Genomic DNA, 17,594 nt, shown 5'->3' with positions numbered 1-17,594 from the left:
CTAGATAGAACAGGTATTCCATCCAGCAAACTTAACTTTCAGGAAATGAAATCATCATGAAAATCATGTCTACATGGGTAATGGGTATCACGATGCTCAGCGCTTCAACGAGTATTTTAGCAGCAGATAAAACAGCGCAAACAGATGTATATCAACAAGCTTATGCTATTCATGCGCTCTATCATCCAGAAAATAAGCAACCCAATGTTTCCGTAGTGACACAACAATATATACAAGATTATGCTGCACTTTTTAGCAATAATAAAAAGGTGACAGCTGAACAGTTTGCCCAATTTGAACAGACACGCTTAGACCCGGTACTCAAGCAACGCCGTGAAATGTCTTTAAAACAGGCACATGTTCGTTACGGTATTTTAGATAAAAGCAAAGATCAAAAGTTAACGTTAAAAGAGTTCCAAGCCTCTGGTGAAAAGACTTTTGATGGCTTTGATCTGAATCAAGACGGTTTGATTAATGCAGAAGATGCTCAGTTGGCAGGAGGAAGTATAGGAACACATGATGGTTTTCGTGCCAAGTTACCTATTTCGATGCCGATGCCAAGCAATGTGGCTGAGTTTATCGCGCAATATGGACAGGGTAAAAATTATGTAACTTTAGGCGACTATCTAACCGCACGCGATAAACAATTTTTTGAGACGGACAGCAATCAAGATTTGATCGTGACTGAACAAGAATATGTCGATGAGTTTATGCAGCGTTTTGACCGTAATTTAGCGACGGGTACGACTCAAATGCAGGAGATTGCTGGACAGCAATTCAAAGCGATTGCAAAAGGTAAAACCACCATTCAAGCAAACGATATTAAACAGTATGCGAAAAAAGTAGGGCAAGCCTCAGCCCAATAAACCAGCCATACCTTTAAGTCATGTATGAGTGGCTTAAAGGTAAAACTAATTAGGTTGACGATGGACAAAGATACATCAATGGAATATTCAACGATGAAAAAAATAGGTTTGACTTGCTTACTGAGTATCTTGGTCGTAAATAGTTGGGCACATGCACCTTTTGTTGCGCCAAGCAGTTATGTGGTAGAAGGTGGCAACACTGCAGTTTTGGCAGGATTTGCAGAGCAAGCTTTTGACTCGGAAGTAGCCATTAAAGGCTTTAATTTTAAAGTGCTTACACCAAAGGGTGAAACTCAAGAATTAACATTGAGTCATAGTCAAGTTTTAAGTTTGGCTGATGTGAAAACGGCTCAAGCAGGAACTTATACAGTTACAGGGCTCCGAACAGGTGAGCTTAAATATGCAAAAGTTGGCCAACGTTGGTTGCGGGTATTAGATGCAAAAACTGAAGGTTTATCACCACTGACTGAACGTCATTTTGTTACCCCAAGTGAAGTACAAGCGAAAAGCCAGCAGTTTACTGTGCAACGTTTTGATCAGTTGCTGAGTTATTTTTCTAAGCAACAGCAGAGTGAGCTGAAGCAAGAGTATACCCAACAAGGTTTAAGTTTGGTATTTTCAAGTCATCCAAATCAAATTTCATTAAAAAAACCATTCACAATAAAATTAAACTTGGGAAATAAACCTGCGTCAGGTTTTCAGGTAACACTAGAAAAGCAAATCACCACATTGGGAGAGGCTGAAAAAGTGACTCAGTTGCAGACCAATGGTTCAGGTGAGGTTACTTTGCTTTTTCCAGCGGTCGGGCAATACCTTGTGACTATGACCTCACCTGAACAGTCTGAAAAGTTTCGACCGAATGCTCAGACCTATAGAACGATTTTGAGTTTATACGTAAATCCTTAAATGTAAGCTAAGGCTAAAGAGGTCATTTACTGAAATCTGTTCGAGTTCATCTCAACTGAATCACAGGTCTGTGAGTGACAAGTGCCGCTATTTTTTTTGAGCATTAAAGAATATTACGTAGTTCGCGCGCAGTTTCTTGTAGCAAAGGCAGTATGTGTTGAATCAAATATTCTTTGGTTGTTCGCATGGTAGGGGAAACAATATTTAAGGCTGCAACGACTTTTAACTGTTGCCCATAAATCGGAACGGCAAGTGCATGTACGCCCAATTCATGTTCTTCACATGAATAACACCAACCTTGCTCTCGAATTTCATGCAATAAGGCCAGAAACGTTTCATTATTGGTATGGGTGTATTTGGTGAGGCGTTGTAGCGGATATTGATTCAGCCATTCACACTGTTCCTGATCGTCGAGATAGGCCAATAAAATTTTACCTGCTGATGTGGCATGTGCAGGTAGACGATTGCCCAAATGTAGGCCATAAGGATTGACACGATCTGTTTGTTGATGTGCGGCGCTACGTGCAATAGTAATCGCTTCATAGCCGTCTAAAACCATCACGGAAAAAATGAGTGAGGTTTGATTGGTCAGCAGGTTCAGTAGAGGTTGAGAAATTTTGGGAAGTTGTGCTCCACCTAAATAAGCGCCTGAAAATTTGAGAATTTTAGGGGTTAAATAAAAATAATGACCATCAGATTCTAAATAGCCTAAATATTCAAGAGTGAGTAAATGGCGTCGTGCTGCGGCACGGGTCATGCCTGTACGTTCCGCTGCCATAGTGATATTTAAACGATGTCGGTCAGTACCAAAGCTATCGAGAATAGCCATACCTTTACTGATCCCTGCAACAAAGTCTTCATGTCGAATGGTTTTCTTATTATTGTGATTATGTATTCGCTTTTCTATTCGTTCTTTTTCTTCATGCATTTCGGTATCCCTATCCATTTTTATCCTTTGTCTATTTTTACTATAGCGTGAAATCAGAGTGAAATAATCAGGTTTTGTTCGATATACATATAAATTGTTCGATGATCGAACAAAACCTGTGCTCACTATCTAGTCGAAAATCACTAAATTATAAAAAATGAGCAGATAAGGAAATCTAACTAAAAGACTAGGGAATCTTGTCGAAAACAAAGTAGCCCATGAGTATAGGTTAGTTTTCCGCGCCTTTTCAAATTTGCATGATGCACAATGGAGTTATCTAATGATAGATAAAAGTGCGGCATCCCTCGCGGAAGTGCTCTCCCAAATCACCGACGGCTCAACCATCATGATTGGTGGTTTTGGCACAGCAGGACAACCTGCTGAACTGATTGATGGCTTGATTCAACTCGGCATTAAAGACCTCACCATCGTCAGTAACAATGCTGGCAATGGCGACTATGGGTTAGCCAAGCTGCTGAAAGCGGGTGCTGTGAAAAAAGTCATTTGTTCGTTCCCGCGTCAGTCCGACTCTTGGGTCTTTGATGAACTCTATCGTGCAGGCAAAATCGAATTGGAACTGGTGCCTCAAGGTAACTTGGCCTGTCGTATCCAAGCCGCAGGCATGGGACTTGGTGCAGTGTTTACCCCAACTGGTTACGGTACCTTATTGGCCGAAGGCAAAGAAACCCGTCACATCGACGGTAAAGATTATGTACTGGAATATCCAATCAAAGCCGATTTTGCTCTGATTAAAGCCCAACAAGGCGACCGTTGGGGCAATTTGGTTTACCGCAAATCGGCACGTAACTTCGGCCCGATTATGGCAATGGCTGCCAGTGTGACCATTGCACAAGTCTCTGAAGTGGTGGACTTAGGGGCTTTAGACCCTGAACACATCATCACCGCAGGTATTTTTGTTCAACACGTGGTGCAGGTTCAACCAGAACCTGTTGCTGTGTAATCGGGAGAACATCATGAGCTATCAAAAACTCAGCCGTAACCAAATTGCAGAACGTGTGGCACAAGACATTCCCGATGGGGCTTATGTGAATCTTGGGATTGGCTTACCGACCAAGATTGCCAGTTATCTACCGTCAGACAAAGACGTGTTCTTACATTCTGAAAATGGACTGTTGGCTTTTGGCCCGCCACCTGAAAAAGGTGAAGAAGACCCTGAACTGATCAACGCGGGTAAAGAATATGTGACCATGCTGCAAGGCGGTGCCTTTTTCCATCATGGGGATTCTTTTGCCATGATGCGTGGTGGTCACTTAGATATTGCAGTCCTCGGTGCCTTTCAAGTGGCAGCCAATGGTGACTTGGCCAATTGGCATACCGGTGCACCTGATGCGATTCCTGCGGTTGGCGGTGCAATGGACTTAGCTGTCGGTGCCAAGAAAGTCTTTATCACCACCGACCATGTGACCAAACAAGGTGAACCGAAGGTCGTGGCTGAACTGAGCTATCCAGCGACAGGTTTGAAGTGTGTAGACCGTATTTACACCGACCTGTGTGTGATTGATGTCACCGCAGAGGGTTTAAAAGTGATTGAGAAAGTCGACGGTTTAAGCTTTGCAGAATTGCAGGCCATGACGGGTGCAACTTTAGTGGATGCGACTCAACAGAATTAATGATTTGAATCCCCCTAAATCCCCCTTTGATAAAGGGGGACTTCCATCTTTCTAATTTTGGGAAGTTCCCCCTATTTAAAAAATAGGGGAACTCCTCCCTTTAATAAAGGGAGGTTGGGAGGGATTTTAGATAAAGGGAAAATGAAATATGAAAAACGCTTACATTATTGACGCTATTCGTACCCCATTCGGCCGTTATGCAGGTGGACTCGCTCCAGTGCGTGCCGATGACTTGGGTGCAGTGCCAATTCAAGCCTTGATGCAACGCAATCCAACAGTAGATTGGACTCAAGTCGATGACGTGATCTACGGCTGTGCCAACCAAGCGGGTGAAGACAACCGTAATGTGGGTCGTATGTCGGCATTACTTGCTGGCTTACCTGTTGAAGTTCCTGCCACGACTGTGAATCGCTTATGTGGCTCATCACTCGATGCCATTGCGATGGCAGCCCGTGCGATTAAAGCGGGTGAAGCCAACCTGATCATTGCGGGTGGTGTGGAAAGTATGTCACGCGCACCCTTTGTCATGGGCAAATCAGAAACCGCGTATGGTCGTAGCCAAAAGATTGAAGACACTACTATGGGCTGGCGTTTTATCAATCCTAAGCTGAAAGCGATGTATGGTGTAGACACCATGCCACAAACTGCGGAGAACGTGGCACAACAATTTAATATTGATCGCGCAGATCAAGACCAGTTTGCCTTGACGAGTCAACAGCGCACCGCAACCGCGCAAGCTCAAGGCTTTTTTAAACATGAGATCATCCCTGTGAATATTGCACAGCGTAAGGGTGATCCAATTGTGGTCGACACGGATGAACATCCACGTGCCTCGACCACCTTAGCAGCTTTGGCAAAACTCAAGCCAGTCGTGACAGCAGAAGGCACCGTCACTGCGGGGAATGCATCAGGCATCAATGACGGTGCGGCTGCTGTACTGATCGCTTCGGAACAAGCGGTTGAGCAGTACCAACTTAAACCACGTGCCAAAATCATTGCTTCAACAGCAGTGGGTGTAGAACCACGTATCATGGGCTTTGCACCTGCGCCTGCCATCAAGAAGCTCCTCAAACAAGCCAATCTGACATTAGAACAGATGGATGTAATTGAACTGAATGAAGCCTTTGCAGCACAAGCACTAGCGGTCACGCGTGATCTTGGTTTAGCAGATGACACCACTCAAGTGAATCCAAATGGTGGTGCGATTGCGATCGGTCATCCACTCGGTGCATCGGGTGCGCGTTTAGTCACCACGGCTTTGAACCAGTTAGAACAAACCGGTGGAACCTATGCCCTATGTTCGATGTGTATTGGTGTCGGTCAAGGCATTGCAATGATTATTCAGCGCGTTTAAAGCATATTTAAGGATAGCGATCATGAGCCAGTTATATGCCAGCTTATTTTACCAAAACGAGGTGACTGAAATTTTCAGTGATCGCGCGTTGGTGTCATACATGATTGAGGCTGAAGTTGCCTTGGCACAAGCGCAGGCTCAGGTTGGTGTTATTCCAGAATCTGCAGCAACAGCAATTTCAAACATTGCAGCAACTGCACTCGATCAGATTGATTTTAATGCTTTGGCTGTTGCAACAGGCTTGGCAGGCAATATCGCGATTCCTTTTGTGAAGCAATTAACCGCGATTGTGAAACAAAGCGATGAAGATGCTGCACGTTATGTGCATTGGGGCGCAACCAGTCAAGACATTTTAGATACTGCTTGTCTTTTGCAATGTCGTGCTGCGCTACAACAGGTGGAATCTTTAATTCAACAATGTTACCGCACTGCATTGACCCAAGCTGAACAATATCGTTCACAAGTGATGATTGGACGCACGTGGTTGCAGCAGGGTCTACCCATTACGTTGGGTCATAAATTCGCACGTTGGGCTTCGGCTTTTCATCGTGATTTGACCCGTATTGAAGCCATGAAATCACGTGTGTTCACTGCGCAATTAGGCGGTGCAGTGGGTTCATTGGCATCTTTGCAAAATCAAGGCACAGCAGTTGTGCAAGCATTTGCAGCACAGTTACAACTTTCTGTTCCAAGCTGTACTTGGCATGGTGAGCGCGACCGTATTGTCGAAGTGGCGAGTGTTCTCGCAATAGCGACAGGTAGTCTGGGCAAAATGGCACGTGACTGGTCTTTGATGATGCAAACTGAAATTGCAGAAGTATTTGAGCCAGCAGCGAAAGGGCGTGGTGGCTCATCAACCATGCCACATAAGCGTAATCCTGTTGCTGCGGCATCCGTATTGGCAGCAGCCAATCGTGTGCCTGTGCTGATGTCGAGTTTGTACCAAAGCATGGTGCAGGAACATGAGCGTAGTTTAGGTGGATGGCATGCGGAATGGCTGGCATTGCCTGAAATTTTCCAACTCTGTGCTGGTGCTTTAGAGCGGACTTTGGATGTGTTACAGGGGATGCAAGTCAATGTTGAAAATATGCAACGCAATTTGGAATGTACGCAAGGCTTAATTATGGCGGAAGCGGTGATGATGGCTTTGGCACCACACATCGGACGTTTACAAGCTCATCATCTGGTAGAGGACGCATGTAAAACAGCTGTTGCAAAAGGTGTTCACTTAAAGGAGGTCATTACTGAACTCGATCAAGTCAAAGCCTATTTTAGTGCAGCACAGATTTCAGAAATTTTTAAACCCGCGTCATATCTCGGCAATATTCAAGACCAGATTGATGCGGTGTTGCAAGAAGCAAAAGGAGAGGCAAAGTGAATATCACGATGACCAATCGTCAAGGCAAGACTTTATCAGTGGCAATCAGTGGGCAAGATCATGCACCTGTGATCGTATTTTCAAACTCATTGGGTACCGATAAAGGCATGTGGCAGCCACAAGTTGCTGCCTTCGAACAGCAGTTCAAAGTGGTGACTTATGACACGCGTGGTCATGGGCAAAGTGATGTGATTGAGCAGACTACTGTACAAAACCTTGCAGAAGATGTGATTGATATTCTTGATGGTTTAAACATTGAAAAAGCGCATTTTTGCGGGATTTCAATGGGCGGTATGACGGCTTTGTGGCTCGGTATTCACCATGCAGATCGTTTTCATAGTATCACTGTGGCGAACTCAGCAGCCAAAATTTGGACTGAAGAAGGTTGGAATGCTCGTGCAGATGCTGTGATAGCCAATGGCTTAGCAGATTTGGTTGCGACTACGCATACACGCTGGTTCAGCGAGCAGTTTGATTATCAACACGATGCTTTGGCTCAGCGTACCATTCAGTCTTTAGCGACTACGCCAGCATTGGGTTATGCAGAATCTTGCCGAGCGCTCGCGCAAGCAGATCTATCTACTCAAATTCAACAGATTCAGATTCCAACTTTAGTGATTGCAGGCGCACTTGACCCAGTTACCACAGTAGCAGATGGCGTCTTTATGCAACAACAGATTCAAAAGAGTGAACTCGCGGTGATTGATGCATCGCATCTTTCCAATATTGAGCAACCTGAGCTGTTTAACCAAACGCTCCGTCAGTTCATTGGATCGATTCAATAGTTTAAGGATTTTTAAAAGGACTTTCAGCCCAAGGAGGCAGGTATGGCGTCTCAGGAATACGCTACTCAAAAAACGAGTATAGACGCACAAGCACTGATTAATGATGCACCGATTAGCAAATATCAGTGGTTGATCGCAATTGTATGTTTTCTCATTGTTTTTGTTGATGGTATTGATACTGCGGCAATGGGTTTTATTGCTCCAGCCTTGGCACAAGACTGGGGGATAGACCGCTCGCAACTGGGTCCAGTCATGAGTGCGGCTTTAGGCGGTATGATTATTGGTGCTTTGGTGTCTGGTCCAACCGCTGACCGCTTTGGGCGAAAGATTGTTTTAAGTGTTTCGATGCTGATATTTGGTGGCTTTACTTTGGCATCGGCATATGCAGCTGACTTAAATACCTTGGTGGTCCTTCGCTTTTTAACCGGTATTGGTTTGGGTGCTGCGATGCCGAATGCAACCACACTATTTTCTGAATATTGCCCACAACGCTCTCGCTCGCTACTCGTGACCTGTATGTTCTGTGGTTACAACTTGGGTATGGCAACAGGTGGTTTTATTAGCAGTTGGTTGATCCCAACCTTTGGTTGGCACAGCTTATTTTTACTGGGCGGTTGGTCGCCACTGATCTTGATGATCTTGGTGATTTTCTTCCTGCCAGAATCCTATCGTTTCTTGATTGTGAAAGGCCGTGACAGCGAAAAAGTCCGCAAAATTCTAACGCGTATTGCACCGACGCAAGTACAGGGTGTTACTGAGTTTCATGTACCTGAAGAAAAAACGGAAGGTGGAGAGAAGAAAGGTGTGTTTGGCATGCTGTTCTCTCAGAAATATGTCAAAGGCACGGTTTTATTGTGGCTGACCTATTTTATGGGTTTGGTGATGATTTATCTGCTCACCAGTTGGTTACCAACCTTAATGCGTGAAACTGGCGCAACGATGGAACGTGCTGCATTTATTGGTGGTTTATTCCAGTTTGGTGGTGTCCTCAGTGCTTTATTTATTGGCTGGGCAATGGACCGTTTCAACCCGAACCGCATTATTGCAGGCTTCTACTTTGTCGCTGGAATCTTTGCCTTTGCCGTAGGTCAGAGCTTAGCAAATCCAACCTTACTTGCCATTTTAGTACTTTGCGCAGGTGTTGCAATTAATGGTGCGCAGTCGGCTATGCCAGCACTGAGTGCGCGTTTTTATCCAACCCAATGCCGTGCAACAGGTGTGGCGTGGATGTCTGGGATTGGGCGCTTCGGTGCGGTATTTGGTGCATGGATCGGCGCAGTTCTACTGGGCAATGACTGGTCGTTTACTGCCATTTTAAGTCTGCTGTTAATTCCAGCAACAGCAGCAGCAGTCGCTATTTTTGTTAAATCACTGGTCGCACATACCGATGCGACCTAATTGAGGTTTCTCCCATGAATGATGAACAACGTTATGAACAAGGAATCACTGTACGCACTGAAGTGCTGGGTGAAAAGCATGTCGGTCGTTCACTTGAGAACTTGAATGATTTCAATGCTGACTTTCAAAACTTTATCAGTCGTTTTGCGTGGGGCGAAGTCTGGTCTAGACCGGGCATGCCACGCCATACCCGTAGCTTAGTCACCATTGCGGTGTTATTGGCACTGGGCCGTGAAGACGAACTACGTATGCATTTACGTGCTTGTTTTAACAATGGTGTGACCAAGGACGACTTAAAAGAGTTGATTTTGCACTGTTCACTGTATGCCGGTTTGCCCGCAGCCAATGCAGCCATGCACATGGCAGAAGAAGTTTTTGCAGATTTGGGCATTGCCCCGCAAAAGCTGAGCGAACAGCAGCTTAGCCAAGAACAAATGAATCAAGAGTAATGGAACAAGATTAAGAGGGACGTCACATGTCGCAACTTATTTTAGGTGCTTATGCACAACGCAATACCGAAGATCACCCGCCAGCATACGCACCCGGCTATAAAACCAGTGTATTACGCTCGCCCAAAAATGCGTTGATTTCGATTGCAGAAACATTAACTGAAGTGACTTCACCACAGTTTAGTGCGGAGCAGTTTGGGCCTAAAGATAACGATTTGATTTTGAACTATGCCAAAGAAGGTTTGCCGATTGGTGAGCGCATTATTGTGCATGGTTATGTCCGTGATCAGTTTGGGCGTCCAGTTAAAAATGCCTTGCTTGAAGTGTGGCAAGCCAACGCTTCTGGTCGTTATCGTCATCCAAATGATCAGTTTATTGGTGCAATGGACCCGAACTTTGGAGGCTGTGGCCGCATGATGACGGATGCCAATGGCTATTTTGTGTTCCGTACCATTAAACCGGGTCCTTATCCTTGGCGTAACCGTATTAATGAATGGCGTCCTGCTCATATCCATTTCTCTTTGCTTGCCGATGGTTGGGCGCAGCGTCTTATTTCTCAGTTCTATTTTGAAGGCGATACGCTGATTGATTCGTGTCCGATTATTAAAACCATTCCTTCGGAAGAACAACGTCGCGCGCTGATTGCTCTTGAGGATAAGAGCAACTTCATTGAAGCAGACAGCCGTTGTTACCGCTTTGACATCACTTTACGTGGTCGTCGTGCGACATATTTCGAAAATGATTTGACTTAATTCAGGGAGAGCAACATGAACCATTGGAACTTTCAAGAATTGCATGAAACGCCATCTCAAACAGGTGGGCCATACGTACACATTGGTTTGTTGCCCCAACAAGCCAACATTGAAGTCTTTGAAAACAACTTTAACAATCAGTTGGTTCAAGAAAAAACCTTAGGCGAACGTATTCGCTTAGAGGGTCAAGTATTCGACGGTCTAGGTTTGCCGTTACGCGATGTATTGATTGAAATTTGGCAGGCAGATGCCAACGGCGTGTATCCAAGTGCAGCGGATATTCAAGGCAAAGCAGTCGATCCGAACTTCCTCGGCTGGGGACGTACAGGGGCAGACTTTGAAACTGGTTTTTGGAGTTTCAATACCATTAAACCGGGTGCTGTTCCGGGACGTAAAGGCGCAACTCAAGCCCCGCATATTGCACTGATTATTTTTGCACGTGGTATCAACATCGGTTTGAACACCCGTGTCTATTTTGAAGATGAAGTGGAAGCCAATGCACAAGATCCTGTGCTGAAAGGCATTGAGTGGGCACCTCGTCGTCAAACCCTCATTGCAAAACGTGAACAGCGTGATGGTGAAGTGGTGTATCGCTTTGACATTCGTATTCAAGGAGAAGACGAAACGGTCTTTTTGGATATCTAAATTTTCCAAGATTTAGTGCGAGACATCTTGAACTAATTCTAAAGATAAAAGTTTATGCGTGGTGATGGCATAACCCATTTCGTTCATCCCACGTATATTTGCCATTGATGACAGAAGTCAGGCAATAGTTTGTAAATACAAGGAAATGTAATGATGAAAATCAAAAAAATTGCGATGCAACTTTGCTTAAGCAGTGCTGTTTTAGCAGCAATGCCAGCATTTGCAGCGGAAGTAGCTCAATCAAGCGTACAACACTATGTGGTGAAAAACCTCAATATTGGTGACTTACCTGTCAAAACCATTGTGCCGATTACCGCAAAAACGGCTGAACAAGCGATTGCCCAAGCAAAAGTGATTGCCAGTAATCCAAACGCAGATGTGGCTGAGTTTCGTATCGACTTATTGGAATTTTCTGCCGACACTAAAAAAGTGATGGCATTGGGTCAGCAGTTGAATCAAATTTTAAAAGACAAACCGTTAATCGCCACTATTCGTACCCATAACGAAGGCGGAAAAATGACGGTGTCTGACCAAAACTATGAAAAAATTTATCGTGAATACCTGAAAAAGCCATTTATGCAATTGCTGGATATTGAAATGTTCCGTGATGCAGGCAGTGTGGCGAAATTAACCAAATTGGCGCATGACAAGAAGGTGTTGGTGATCATGTCGAATCATGATTTTGCAAAAACACCTGAGCAACAAGACATTGAAAACCGTCTGCTAAAACAAGATCAGATGGGTGCCGACATTTTGAAAATTGCGGTAATGCCAAAGTCAAAACAAGATGTCTTTACCCTCATGAATGCCACCTTGGCGGTCAGTCAAAAAACTCAAAAACCACTACTGACCATGTCGATGGGACAGTTGGGCACCATTTCACGTGTGGCGACTGCCAACATGGGTGGCAGCCTAAGTTTCGGCATGATTGGTGAAGCTTCTGCACCAGGTCAAATTGATGTGACTCAACTCAAACAGTTGCTGAAAACTGTACAACCAACCCCTTAATGCACTGCGTTATTCATGTTCAAGGATAGAAAAGGATTTAAAATATGAAACCATCAACTTTACGTTTGACCACATTGGTTTTGAGTTTAGCGGCATCAGGTTTGGCCAGTGCAGAAACTTATATTGTGGATCGTTATCAGGATGATAGTGCAAAAGGTTCACTGCGTTGGGCAATTGAACAATCGAATGCCAATACGGCGCAAGAAAATGAAATTCACATCCAAGCTGTGGGCAAAGCACCTTATACCATTAAACTAAATCAGCCTTTACCGCCAATTAAGTCTTCAGTGAAGATCATCGGGATGCAATGGGACAAAACAGGCGAGTTTATTGTGATTGATGGTTCAAACTATATTAAAGGTGAGGGCGCTAAAGCCTGCCCAGGGGCAAACCCTGAACAGTATGGCACCAATGTCCGTACCATGACTTTACCGGGTCTGGTTCTGCAAGATGTTAATGGTGTGACCTTAAAAGGTCTCGATATTCACCGTTTCTGTATTGGCGTTTTGGTGAACCGTTCAAGCAATAACTTGATTCAACATAACCGTATCAGTAATAACTACGGTGGTTCAGGCGTGATGTTGACGGGTGATGATGGTAAGGGCAATCCAACCTCGACCACCACCAATAACAACAAAGTTTTAAATAACTTATTTGTAGATAATGGCGATGGTCTTGAACTCACTCGTGGCGCGGCATTTAACCTTGTCGCTAATAACCTATTTACTTCAACCAAAGCCAATCCAGAACCGTCACAAGGAATTGAAATCCTGTGGGGCAATGATAATGCGGTGGTCGGTAACAAATTTGAAAATTACTCTGATGGTTTGCAAATCAACTGGGGTAAGCGCAATTACATCGCTTATAACGAACTGACCAACAACTCAATTGGCTTTAACCTCACGGGTGATGGCAACATTTTTGACAGCAATAAAGTTCATGCTAACCGTTTAGGGATAGCCATTCGTTCAGAAAAAGATGCCAATGCCCGCACAACCTTGACCAAAAACTTAATTTGGGACAATGGCAAAGATATTAAGCGCTGTGAAGCGGGTGGTTCGTGTGTACCCAATCAACGTTTAGGTGCCATTGTGTTTGCTGTGCCTGCGCTAGAACATGCTGGCTTCGTCGGTTCTCGTGGGGGTGGTGTGGTCATTGAAGCAGCGAAACTGCAAAAAACCTGTACCCAGCCAAATGAACAGGGTTGTAATGCGATACCCAACCAAAATATCCAAGCGCCACGTTTAAGCTATAGCAAAGGTCAAGTCACGGCTGAAGTACAAGCACAACCAAATCAACGCTATCAGGTTGAATTCTTTGCCAATCGTCAAGCGAAGAGTCAAGAAGCAGAGCAGTATTTAGGTACTCAAGTGGTGACAACCGATGCACAAGGTCAGGGTCAAGCAACATGGAAAGTGGCAAGTGGTGTGGCGAATGTCACCGCCAATGTCACAGATCACTTAGGGGCGACCTCTGAATTGAGTCCAGCTGTTCGCATTAAATAATAAAAACCGCATGGAAAGTTCGGTTGAGCTTTCCTCACAAAAAAGGATGTTTGGTTATGCAACAACTCTTAAAACTAGGCACATTATCTTTGGCGCTTTTAACTTGCCAATTGGCGTCAGCCAATGAATTTTACTCGGCAGACCGTCAATGGTTATTCGGCGATTGGAACGGTGAACGGAAGCAACTGGAAGATCAAGGTTATAAATTTACAGCTTCGATTATGAGCCAAGCAGCGACCAATTTGGCTGGTGGTTATAACGATGACAACACTTTGGAAAATGCGGGACAACTGACTTTAGGTGCCAATTTTGATTTAAACAAAATTGCAGGTTGGGAAAATACCACAGCAGGCTTAATGATTACCAAACGTGATGGTAATTCATTAACTTTAGCGCGAATTAAAGATCCACGTGCCAGCACCTTGGGGAATACTCAAGAAATTTATGGACGTGGCAAGATCTGGCGCCTCACCCAAGCATGGATTAAAACAGGATTTGATGATAACCATGTCCAATTTAAGATTGGTCGTATGGGCATGTCCGATGATTTTAACAGCTCGCAATGTGAGTTTCAGAACTTACTTTTGTGTGGTGGACAGTTAGGCAAATCTATCGGTTCGATTTGGTATAACTGGCCTGTCAGCTTATGGGGTACCAATGTGAAATACCAATTTGCACCAGACTGGTCACTTGGTGTTGGGGTCTATGAAGTTAATCCTGACAATGTCAAAACAGATTCGGACAGTGATGGTTTTAACCTCGATATGGACAATGTCGAAGGGGCCACCATTCCAGTTGAACTGGCATGGAAACCAAAACTTGCCACATTTAATGGTTTACCGGGCGAATATAAACTCGGCGCACTGTATTCCACAGCAGAAGCTAAAGATGTGGGGACATCAGGAGAAATCCACGATGGCAAATATAGTTTCTGGTTAAATGCTCAACAACAACTAACCCAACATGGGGCTGACCCTAAACGTGGTTTATATATCAGTTTCAATGGGGTCATCAATGACCGAGATACCACCGCCGTAGAAAGTACGCAGCAGTTGGCACTTTGGTATAAAGGTCCTTTTGACAGTCGCCCTAATGACTCGATTGGCTTTGGTTTGGCCAACTATGTGGTGAATAGCCGTGTGACGGATAAACAAATCGCCACCAACGAAGGCCGTGGTTATTACAGTTATGACGCGCTCGCCAGCGATTATGTCCCAATTCAACATGACGAACTCAATGTTGAGTTGAACTATACCTACCAATGGTCTCCTGCGGTGATGCTCAGACCCAACTTGCAATATATCTATCAACCTTCTGGGGTGAAAGAAGTGGATGACGCATGGGTGGCGGGTCTTAGCGTTAAGGTGAATTTTTAATCGTATTTGAAGTGGAAGAGTGTTTAAAATATCAGTGATGTGATTGCTGAATTTAAATGCTCTTTTTTTCGTTGCTGAAGCAAACTAATTGTGGATGCTCAAAAGTTTGGATGTGGTGTGAATGATGCTCAGAACAAAGTAGGAGTGGTCATTTAAAACACAGCATTTGGAGTAAAACGTATGTCCGAAGCGCAATCTCAACCCATATTTAAAATATGGTGCTTTATATTAGGCTTGGCTTTATTGCTGACTGGCTTATTTTATTTAATCGGTGGTGGAAAACTGATTAGTCTAGGGGGTTCATGGTACTTCCTGATTGCAGGCGTATTAACCACCATTTCCGCAATCTTTATTTTTAGAAAAAAAGCTTTGGGTGTTTGGATCTTTGCCTTGGTTTTTCTTGGAACCGTGGTCTGGGCACTGTTTGATGCAGGTTGGGATTTTTGGGCACTCCATTCACGGTTAATGTTTCCTGCGGGTTTATTTGCCGCACTGTGTTTTACTTTACCTGCTATTCGTAAGTACCAATTTCAAATTGCGCCTTCAGCACCTGCTTATGCCTTAGGTGGTTTGACGGTGTTAGGTATGCTGGGTGGTTTATATGGCATGTTTATTCCACATCCAACGGTAAAAGCCAGTGGTGAAGAGCTCCCTCTAGTGCCTGTAACGGCTCAAACCCAACAAGTGAATTGGTCGCACTATGGTAATGATGCTGGTGGAAGTCGTTTTGCCGCACTGGATCAGATTAACCGTAATAATGTGTCTAAGTTAAAAGAAGCATGGCGCTTTCAAACAGGCGATATGACTACAGGTACGGGTAATGGCGCAGAAGACCAGCTCACGCCTTTGCAGGTCGGTGATAAAGTCTTTTTATGTACACCGCATAACAACATTATTGCTTTAGATGCAGACACAGGTAAACAAATCTGGAAGGCTGAAGTGAACTCTAAAGCGGATGCTTGGGAGCGTTGCCGGGGTGTGGGTTACTTTGACTCGACTCAAGCCTTGGTACAACCGACTTTAGCAGGTGCAAGTGCGGTGACAGCGGTGGCAAATAATACCGCATGTCCACGTCGTGTTTATACCAATACACCTGATGGTCGTTTAATTGCAGTCAATGCCGATACAGGCGAACGCTGCAAAGACTTTGGTGTCGATGGAACGGTGAACTTACTGGAAGGTCTAGGTGCGGGCACGCAAGCGCCTCGTTTTGAAGTGACCTCGGCGCCAACTATTGCAGGCACCAGCATCATTGTCGGGAGTCGTATTGCTGATAACTTTGCAGCGGATATGCCGGGTGGTGTGATTCGTGCTTATGATGTGATTACTGGGCAACTGCGTTGGGCTTTTGATCCACGTAACCCAAATCCAAACTATGTTCTGAAACCGGGTGAAATCTATAAACGTAGTTCGGCTAACTCTTGGGCGGCAATGTCCTACGACCCGCAAATGAACACGGTGTTCTTACCGATGGGGAGTTCATCGGTCGATGTTTGGGGCGGAAACCGTCAACCTGTAGATCATAAGTACAATTCTTCCGTTTTGGCTTTAGATGCAACCACAGGCCAAGAGAAGTGGGTTTATCAAACTGTTCACAATGACCTTTGGGACTTTGATTTACCCATGCAGCCAAGCTTGGTCGACTTTCCAATGCAAAATGGGCAAACCAAACCTGCTGTTGTCATTGGCACCAAGTCAGGTCAGTTCTTTGTACTTGACCGTGTGACAGGCAAGCCTTTAACCAAAGTGGTTGAGCAACCTGTAAAAGCTGCAGATATCCCTGATGAGCAATATAGTGCAACTCAGCCGCGTTCAGTTGAAATGCCACAGATTGGCAATCAAACTTTGACTGAATCGGACATGTGGGGCGCAACGCCATTTGACCAGTTGATGTGTCGTATTAACTTTAAATCAATGCGCTATGACGGTCTCTTTACAGCACCAGGTTCAGATGTATCTTTAAGTTTTCCGGGTTCGCTGGGTGGGATGAACTGGGGCAGTATCGCATTTGACCCAACGCACCGTTATATGTTTGTCAACGACATGCGCCTAGGTCTGTGGATTCAGCTGATTAAACAAACGCCTGAAGACTTAAAACTTGAAGCCAGTGGCGGAGAGAAGGTCAACACTGGTATGGGCGCAGTGCCAATGAAAGGTACACCGTATAAAGTGAATAAAAACCGCTTTATGTCAGTACTGGGCATTCCATGCCAAAAACCACCTTTCGGAACCATGACGGCGATTGATATGAAAACCCGTCAAGTGGCTTGGCAGGTGCCTTTGGGTACGGTTGAAGATACTGGTCCAATGGGCATTAAAATGGGCTTAAAAGCGCCGATTGGTATGCCAACGATTGGTGGCCCAATGGCGACGCAAGGTGGTTTAGTGTTCTTTGCTGCAACACAAGACTTCTACTTACGTGCTTTCAATTCATCGAATGGTGAAGAGTTATGGAAAGCGCGTTTACCCGTGGGTAGCCAAGGTACCCCGATGAGCTACATTTCTCCAAAAACAGGCAAGCAATATGTGGTCATTTCCGCAGGTGGAGCACGTCAGTCGCCTGATCATGGCGATTATGTGGTTGCGTATAGCTTAGCCGATTAAAACGTTTTA

General features: G+C 44.8%; 16 protein-coding genes. 15 read left to right on the top strand and 1 reads right to left on the bottom strand.

From position 1 onward, the window contains the following. Positions 1–56 precede the first annotated feature (56 nt). Complete coding sequence (locus B9T36_RS06250) at positions 57–866, top strand: hypothetical protein (RefSeq protein WP_086208654.1); 810 nt, start codon at positions 57–59, stop codon at positions 864–866. A gap of 93 nt (positions 867–959) precedes the next feature. After that, positions 960–1,772, top strand: a complete 813-nt coding sequence (locus B9T36_RS06245; RefSeq protein WP_171264417.1) for a DUF4198 domain-containing protein — start codon at positions 960–962, stop codon at positions 1,770–1,772. 103 nt (positions 1,773–1,875) lie between these two features. Here the strand turns inward: B9T36_RS06245 and pcaU are convergent, their stop codons facing one another. Further along, positions 1,876–2,700, bottom strand: coding sequence for an IclR family transcriptional regulator PcaU (pcaU, locus tag B9T36_RS06240; protein ID WP_086208652.1), 825 nt, complete (start codon positions 2,698–2,700; stop codon positions 1,876–1,878). Between the two features lie 280 nt (positions 2,701–2,980). On the opposite strand from pcaU, the gene B9T36_RS06235 reads away from it, so the two are divergent. The 13 genes from B9T36_RS06235 to B9T36_RS06175 all read left to right on the top strand — a co-directional run bounded on the left by B9T36_RS06235 (position 2,981) and on the right by B9T36_RS06175 (position 17,585). Beyond that, positions 2,981–3,661 carry a 3-oxoacid CoA-transferase subunit A gene (locus tag B9T36_RS06235; RefSeq protein WP_086208651.1) on the top strand — a complete coding sequence of 227 codons (681 nt, stop codon included), beginning with the start codon at positions 2,981–2,983 and terminating at the stop codon, positions 3,659–3,661. 13 nt (positions 3,662–3,674) lie between these two features. Then, complete coding sequence (locus B9T36_RS06230) at positions 3,675–4,331, top strand: 3-oxoacid CoA-transferase subunit B (protein WP_086208650.1); 657 nt, start codon at positions 3,675–3,677, stop codon at positions 4,329–4,331. A 148-nt stretch (positions 4,332–4,479) separates the two neighbouring features. Then, entirely contained in the window at positions 4,480–5,685 is a 1,206-nt protein-coding gene (gene pcaF, locus B9T36_RS06225) for a 3-oxoadipyl-CoA thiolase (RefSeq protein ID WP_086208649.1), read from the top strand. A gap of 22 nt (positions 5,686–5,707) precedes the next feature. Further along, positions 5,708–7,063 (top strand): 3-carboxy-cis,cis-muconate cycloisomerase, encoded by a 1,356-nt coding sequence (gene pcaB / locus B9T36_RS06220; protein WP_086208648.1) that lies wholly within the window; start codon positions 5,708–5,710, stop codon positions 7,061–7,063. A gap of 8 nt (positions 7,064–7,071) precedes the next feature. Continuing rightward, complete coding sequence (gene pcaD / locus B9T36_RS06215) at positions 7,072–7,848, top strand: 3-oxoadipate enol-lactonase (protein ID WP_171264435.1); 777 nt, start codon at positions 7,072–7,074, stop codon at positions 7,846–7,848. 42 nt (positions 7,849–7,890) lie between these two features. Beyond that, on the top strand, positions 7,891–9,246 hold the full coding sequence (locus B9T36_RS06210) for an MFS transporter (RefSeq protein WP_086208646.1): 1,356 nt from the start codon (positions 7,891–7,893) through the stop codon (positions 9,244–9,246). Between the two features lie 14 nt (positions 9,247–9,260). Then, on the top strand, positions 9,261–9,695 hold the full coding sequence (gene pcaC / locus B9T36_RS06205; protein WP_086208645.1) for a 4-carboxymuconolactone decarboxylase: 435 nt from the start codon (positions 9,261–9,263) through the stop codon (positions 9,693–9,695). Between the two features lie 26 nt (positions 9,696–9,721). Continuing rightward, the gene (gene pcaH / locus B9T36_RS06200) at positions 9,722–10,447 is read left to right on the top strand and encodes a protocatechuate 3,4-dioxygenase subunit beta (protein WP_004981392.1); all 726 of its coding nucleotides are present in this window, start codon (positions 9,722–9,724) and stop codon (positions 10,445–10,447) included. 15 nt (positions 10,448–10,462) lie between these two features. Next, positions 10,463–11,092 (top strand): protocatechuate 3,4-dioxygenase subunit alpha, encoded by a 630-nt coding sequence (gene pcaG, locus B9T36_RS06195; RefSeq protein WP_086208644.1) that lies wholly within the window; start codon positions 10,463–10,465, stop codon positions 11,090–11,092. Positions 11,093–11,242: 150 nt separating this feature from the next. After that, the gene (aroD, locus tag B9T36_RS06190; protein ID WP_086208643.1) at positions 11,243–12,100 is read left to right on the top strand and encodes a type I 3-dehydroquinate dehydratase; all 858 of its coding nucleotides are present in this window, start codon (positions 11,243–11,245) and stop codon (positions 12,098–12,100) included. A 44-nt stretch (positions 12,101–12,144) separates the two neighbouring features. Then, the gene (locus B9T36_RS06185) at positions 12,145–13,605 is read left to right on the top strand and encodes a NosD domain-containing protein (RefSeq protein ID WP_086208642.1); all 1,461 of its coding nucleotides are present in this window, start codon (positions 12,145–12,147) and stop codon (positions 13,603–13,605) included. A 56-nt stretch (positions 13,606–13,661) separates the two neighbouring features. Further along, positions 13,662–14,981 (top strand): carbohydrate porin, encoded by a 1,320-nt coding sequence (locus B9T36_RS06180; RefSeq protein ID WP_086208641.1) that lies wholly within the window; start codon positions 13,662–13,664, stop codon positions 14,979–14,981. Between the two features lie 180 nt (positions 14,982–15,161). Beyond that, a complete protein-coding gene (locus B9T36_RS06175; RefSeq protein ID WP_086208640.1) occupies positions 15,162–17,585 on the top strand; it encodes a glucose/quinate/shikimate family membrane-bound PQQ-dependent dehydrogenase in 2,424 nt (807 codons plus the stop codon). The last annotated feature ends 9 nt before the right edge of the window (positions 17,586–17,594 follow it).

Origin of the sequence: Acinetobacter sp. ANC 4204 (genome assembly GCF_002135205.1) — a bacterium.
Lineage (GTDB): Bacteria > Pseudomonadota > Gammaproteobacteria > Pseudomonadales > Moraxellaceae > Acinetobacter.
This window is presented reverse-complemented; position numbering and strand designations above follow the sequence as displayed.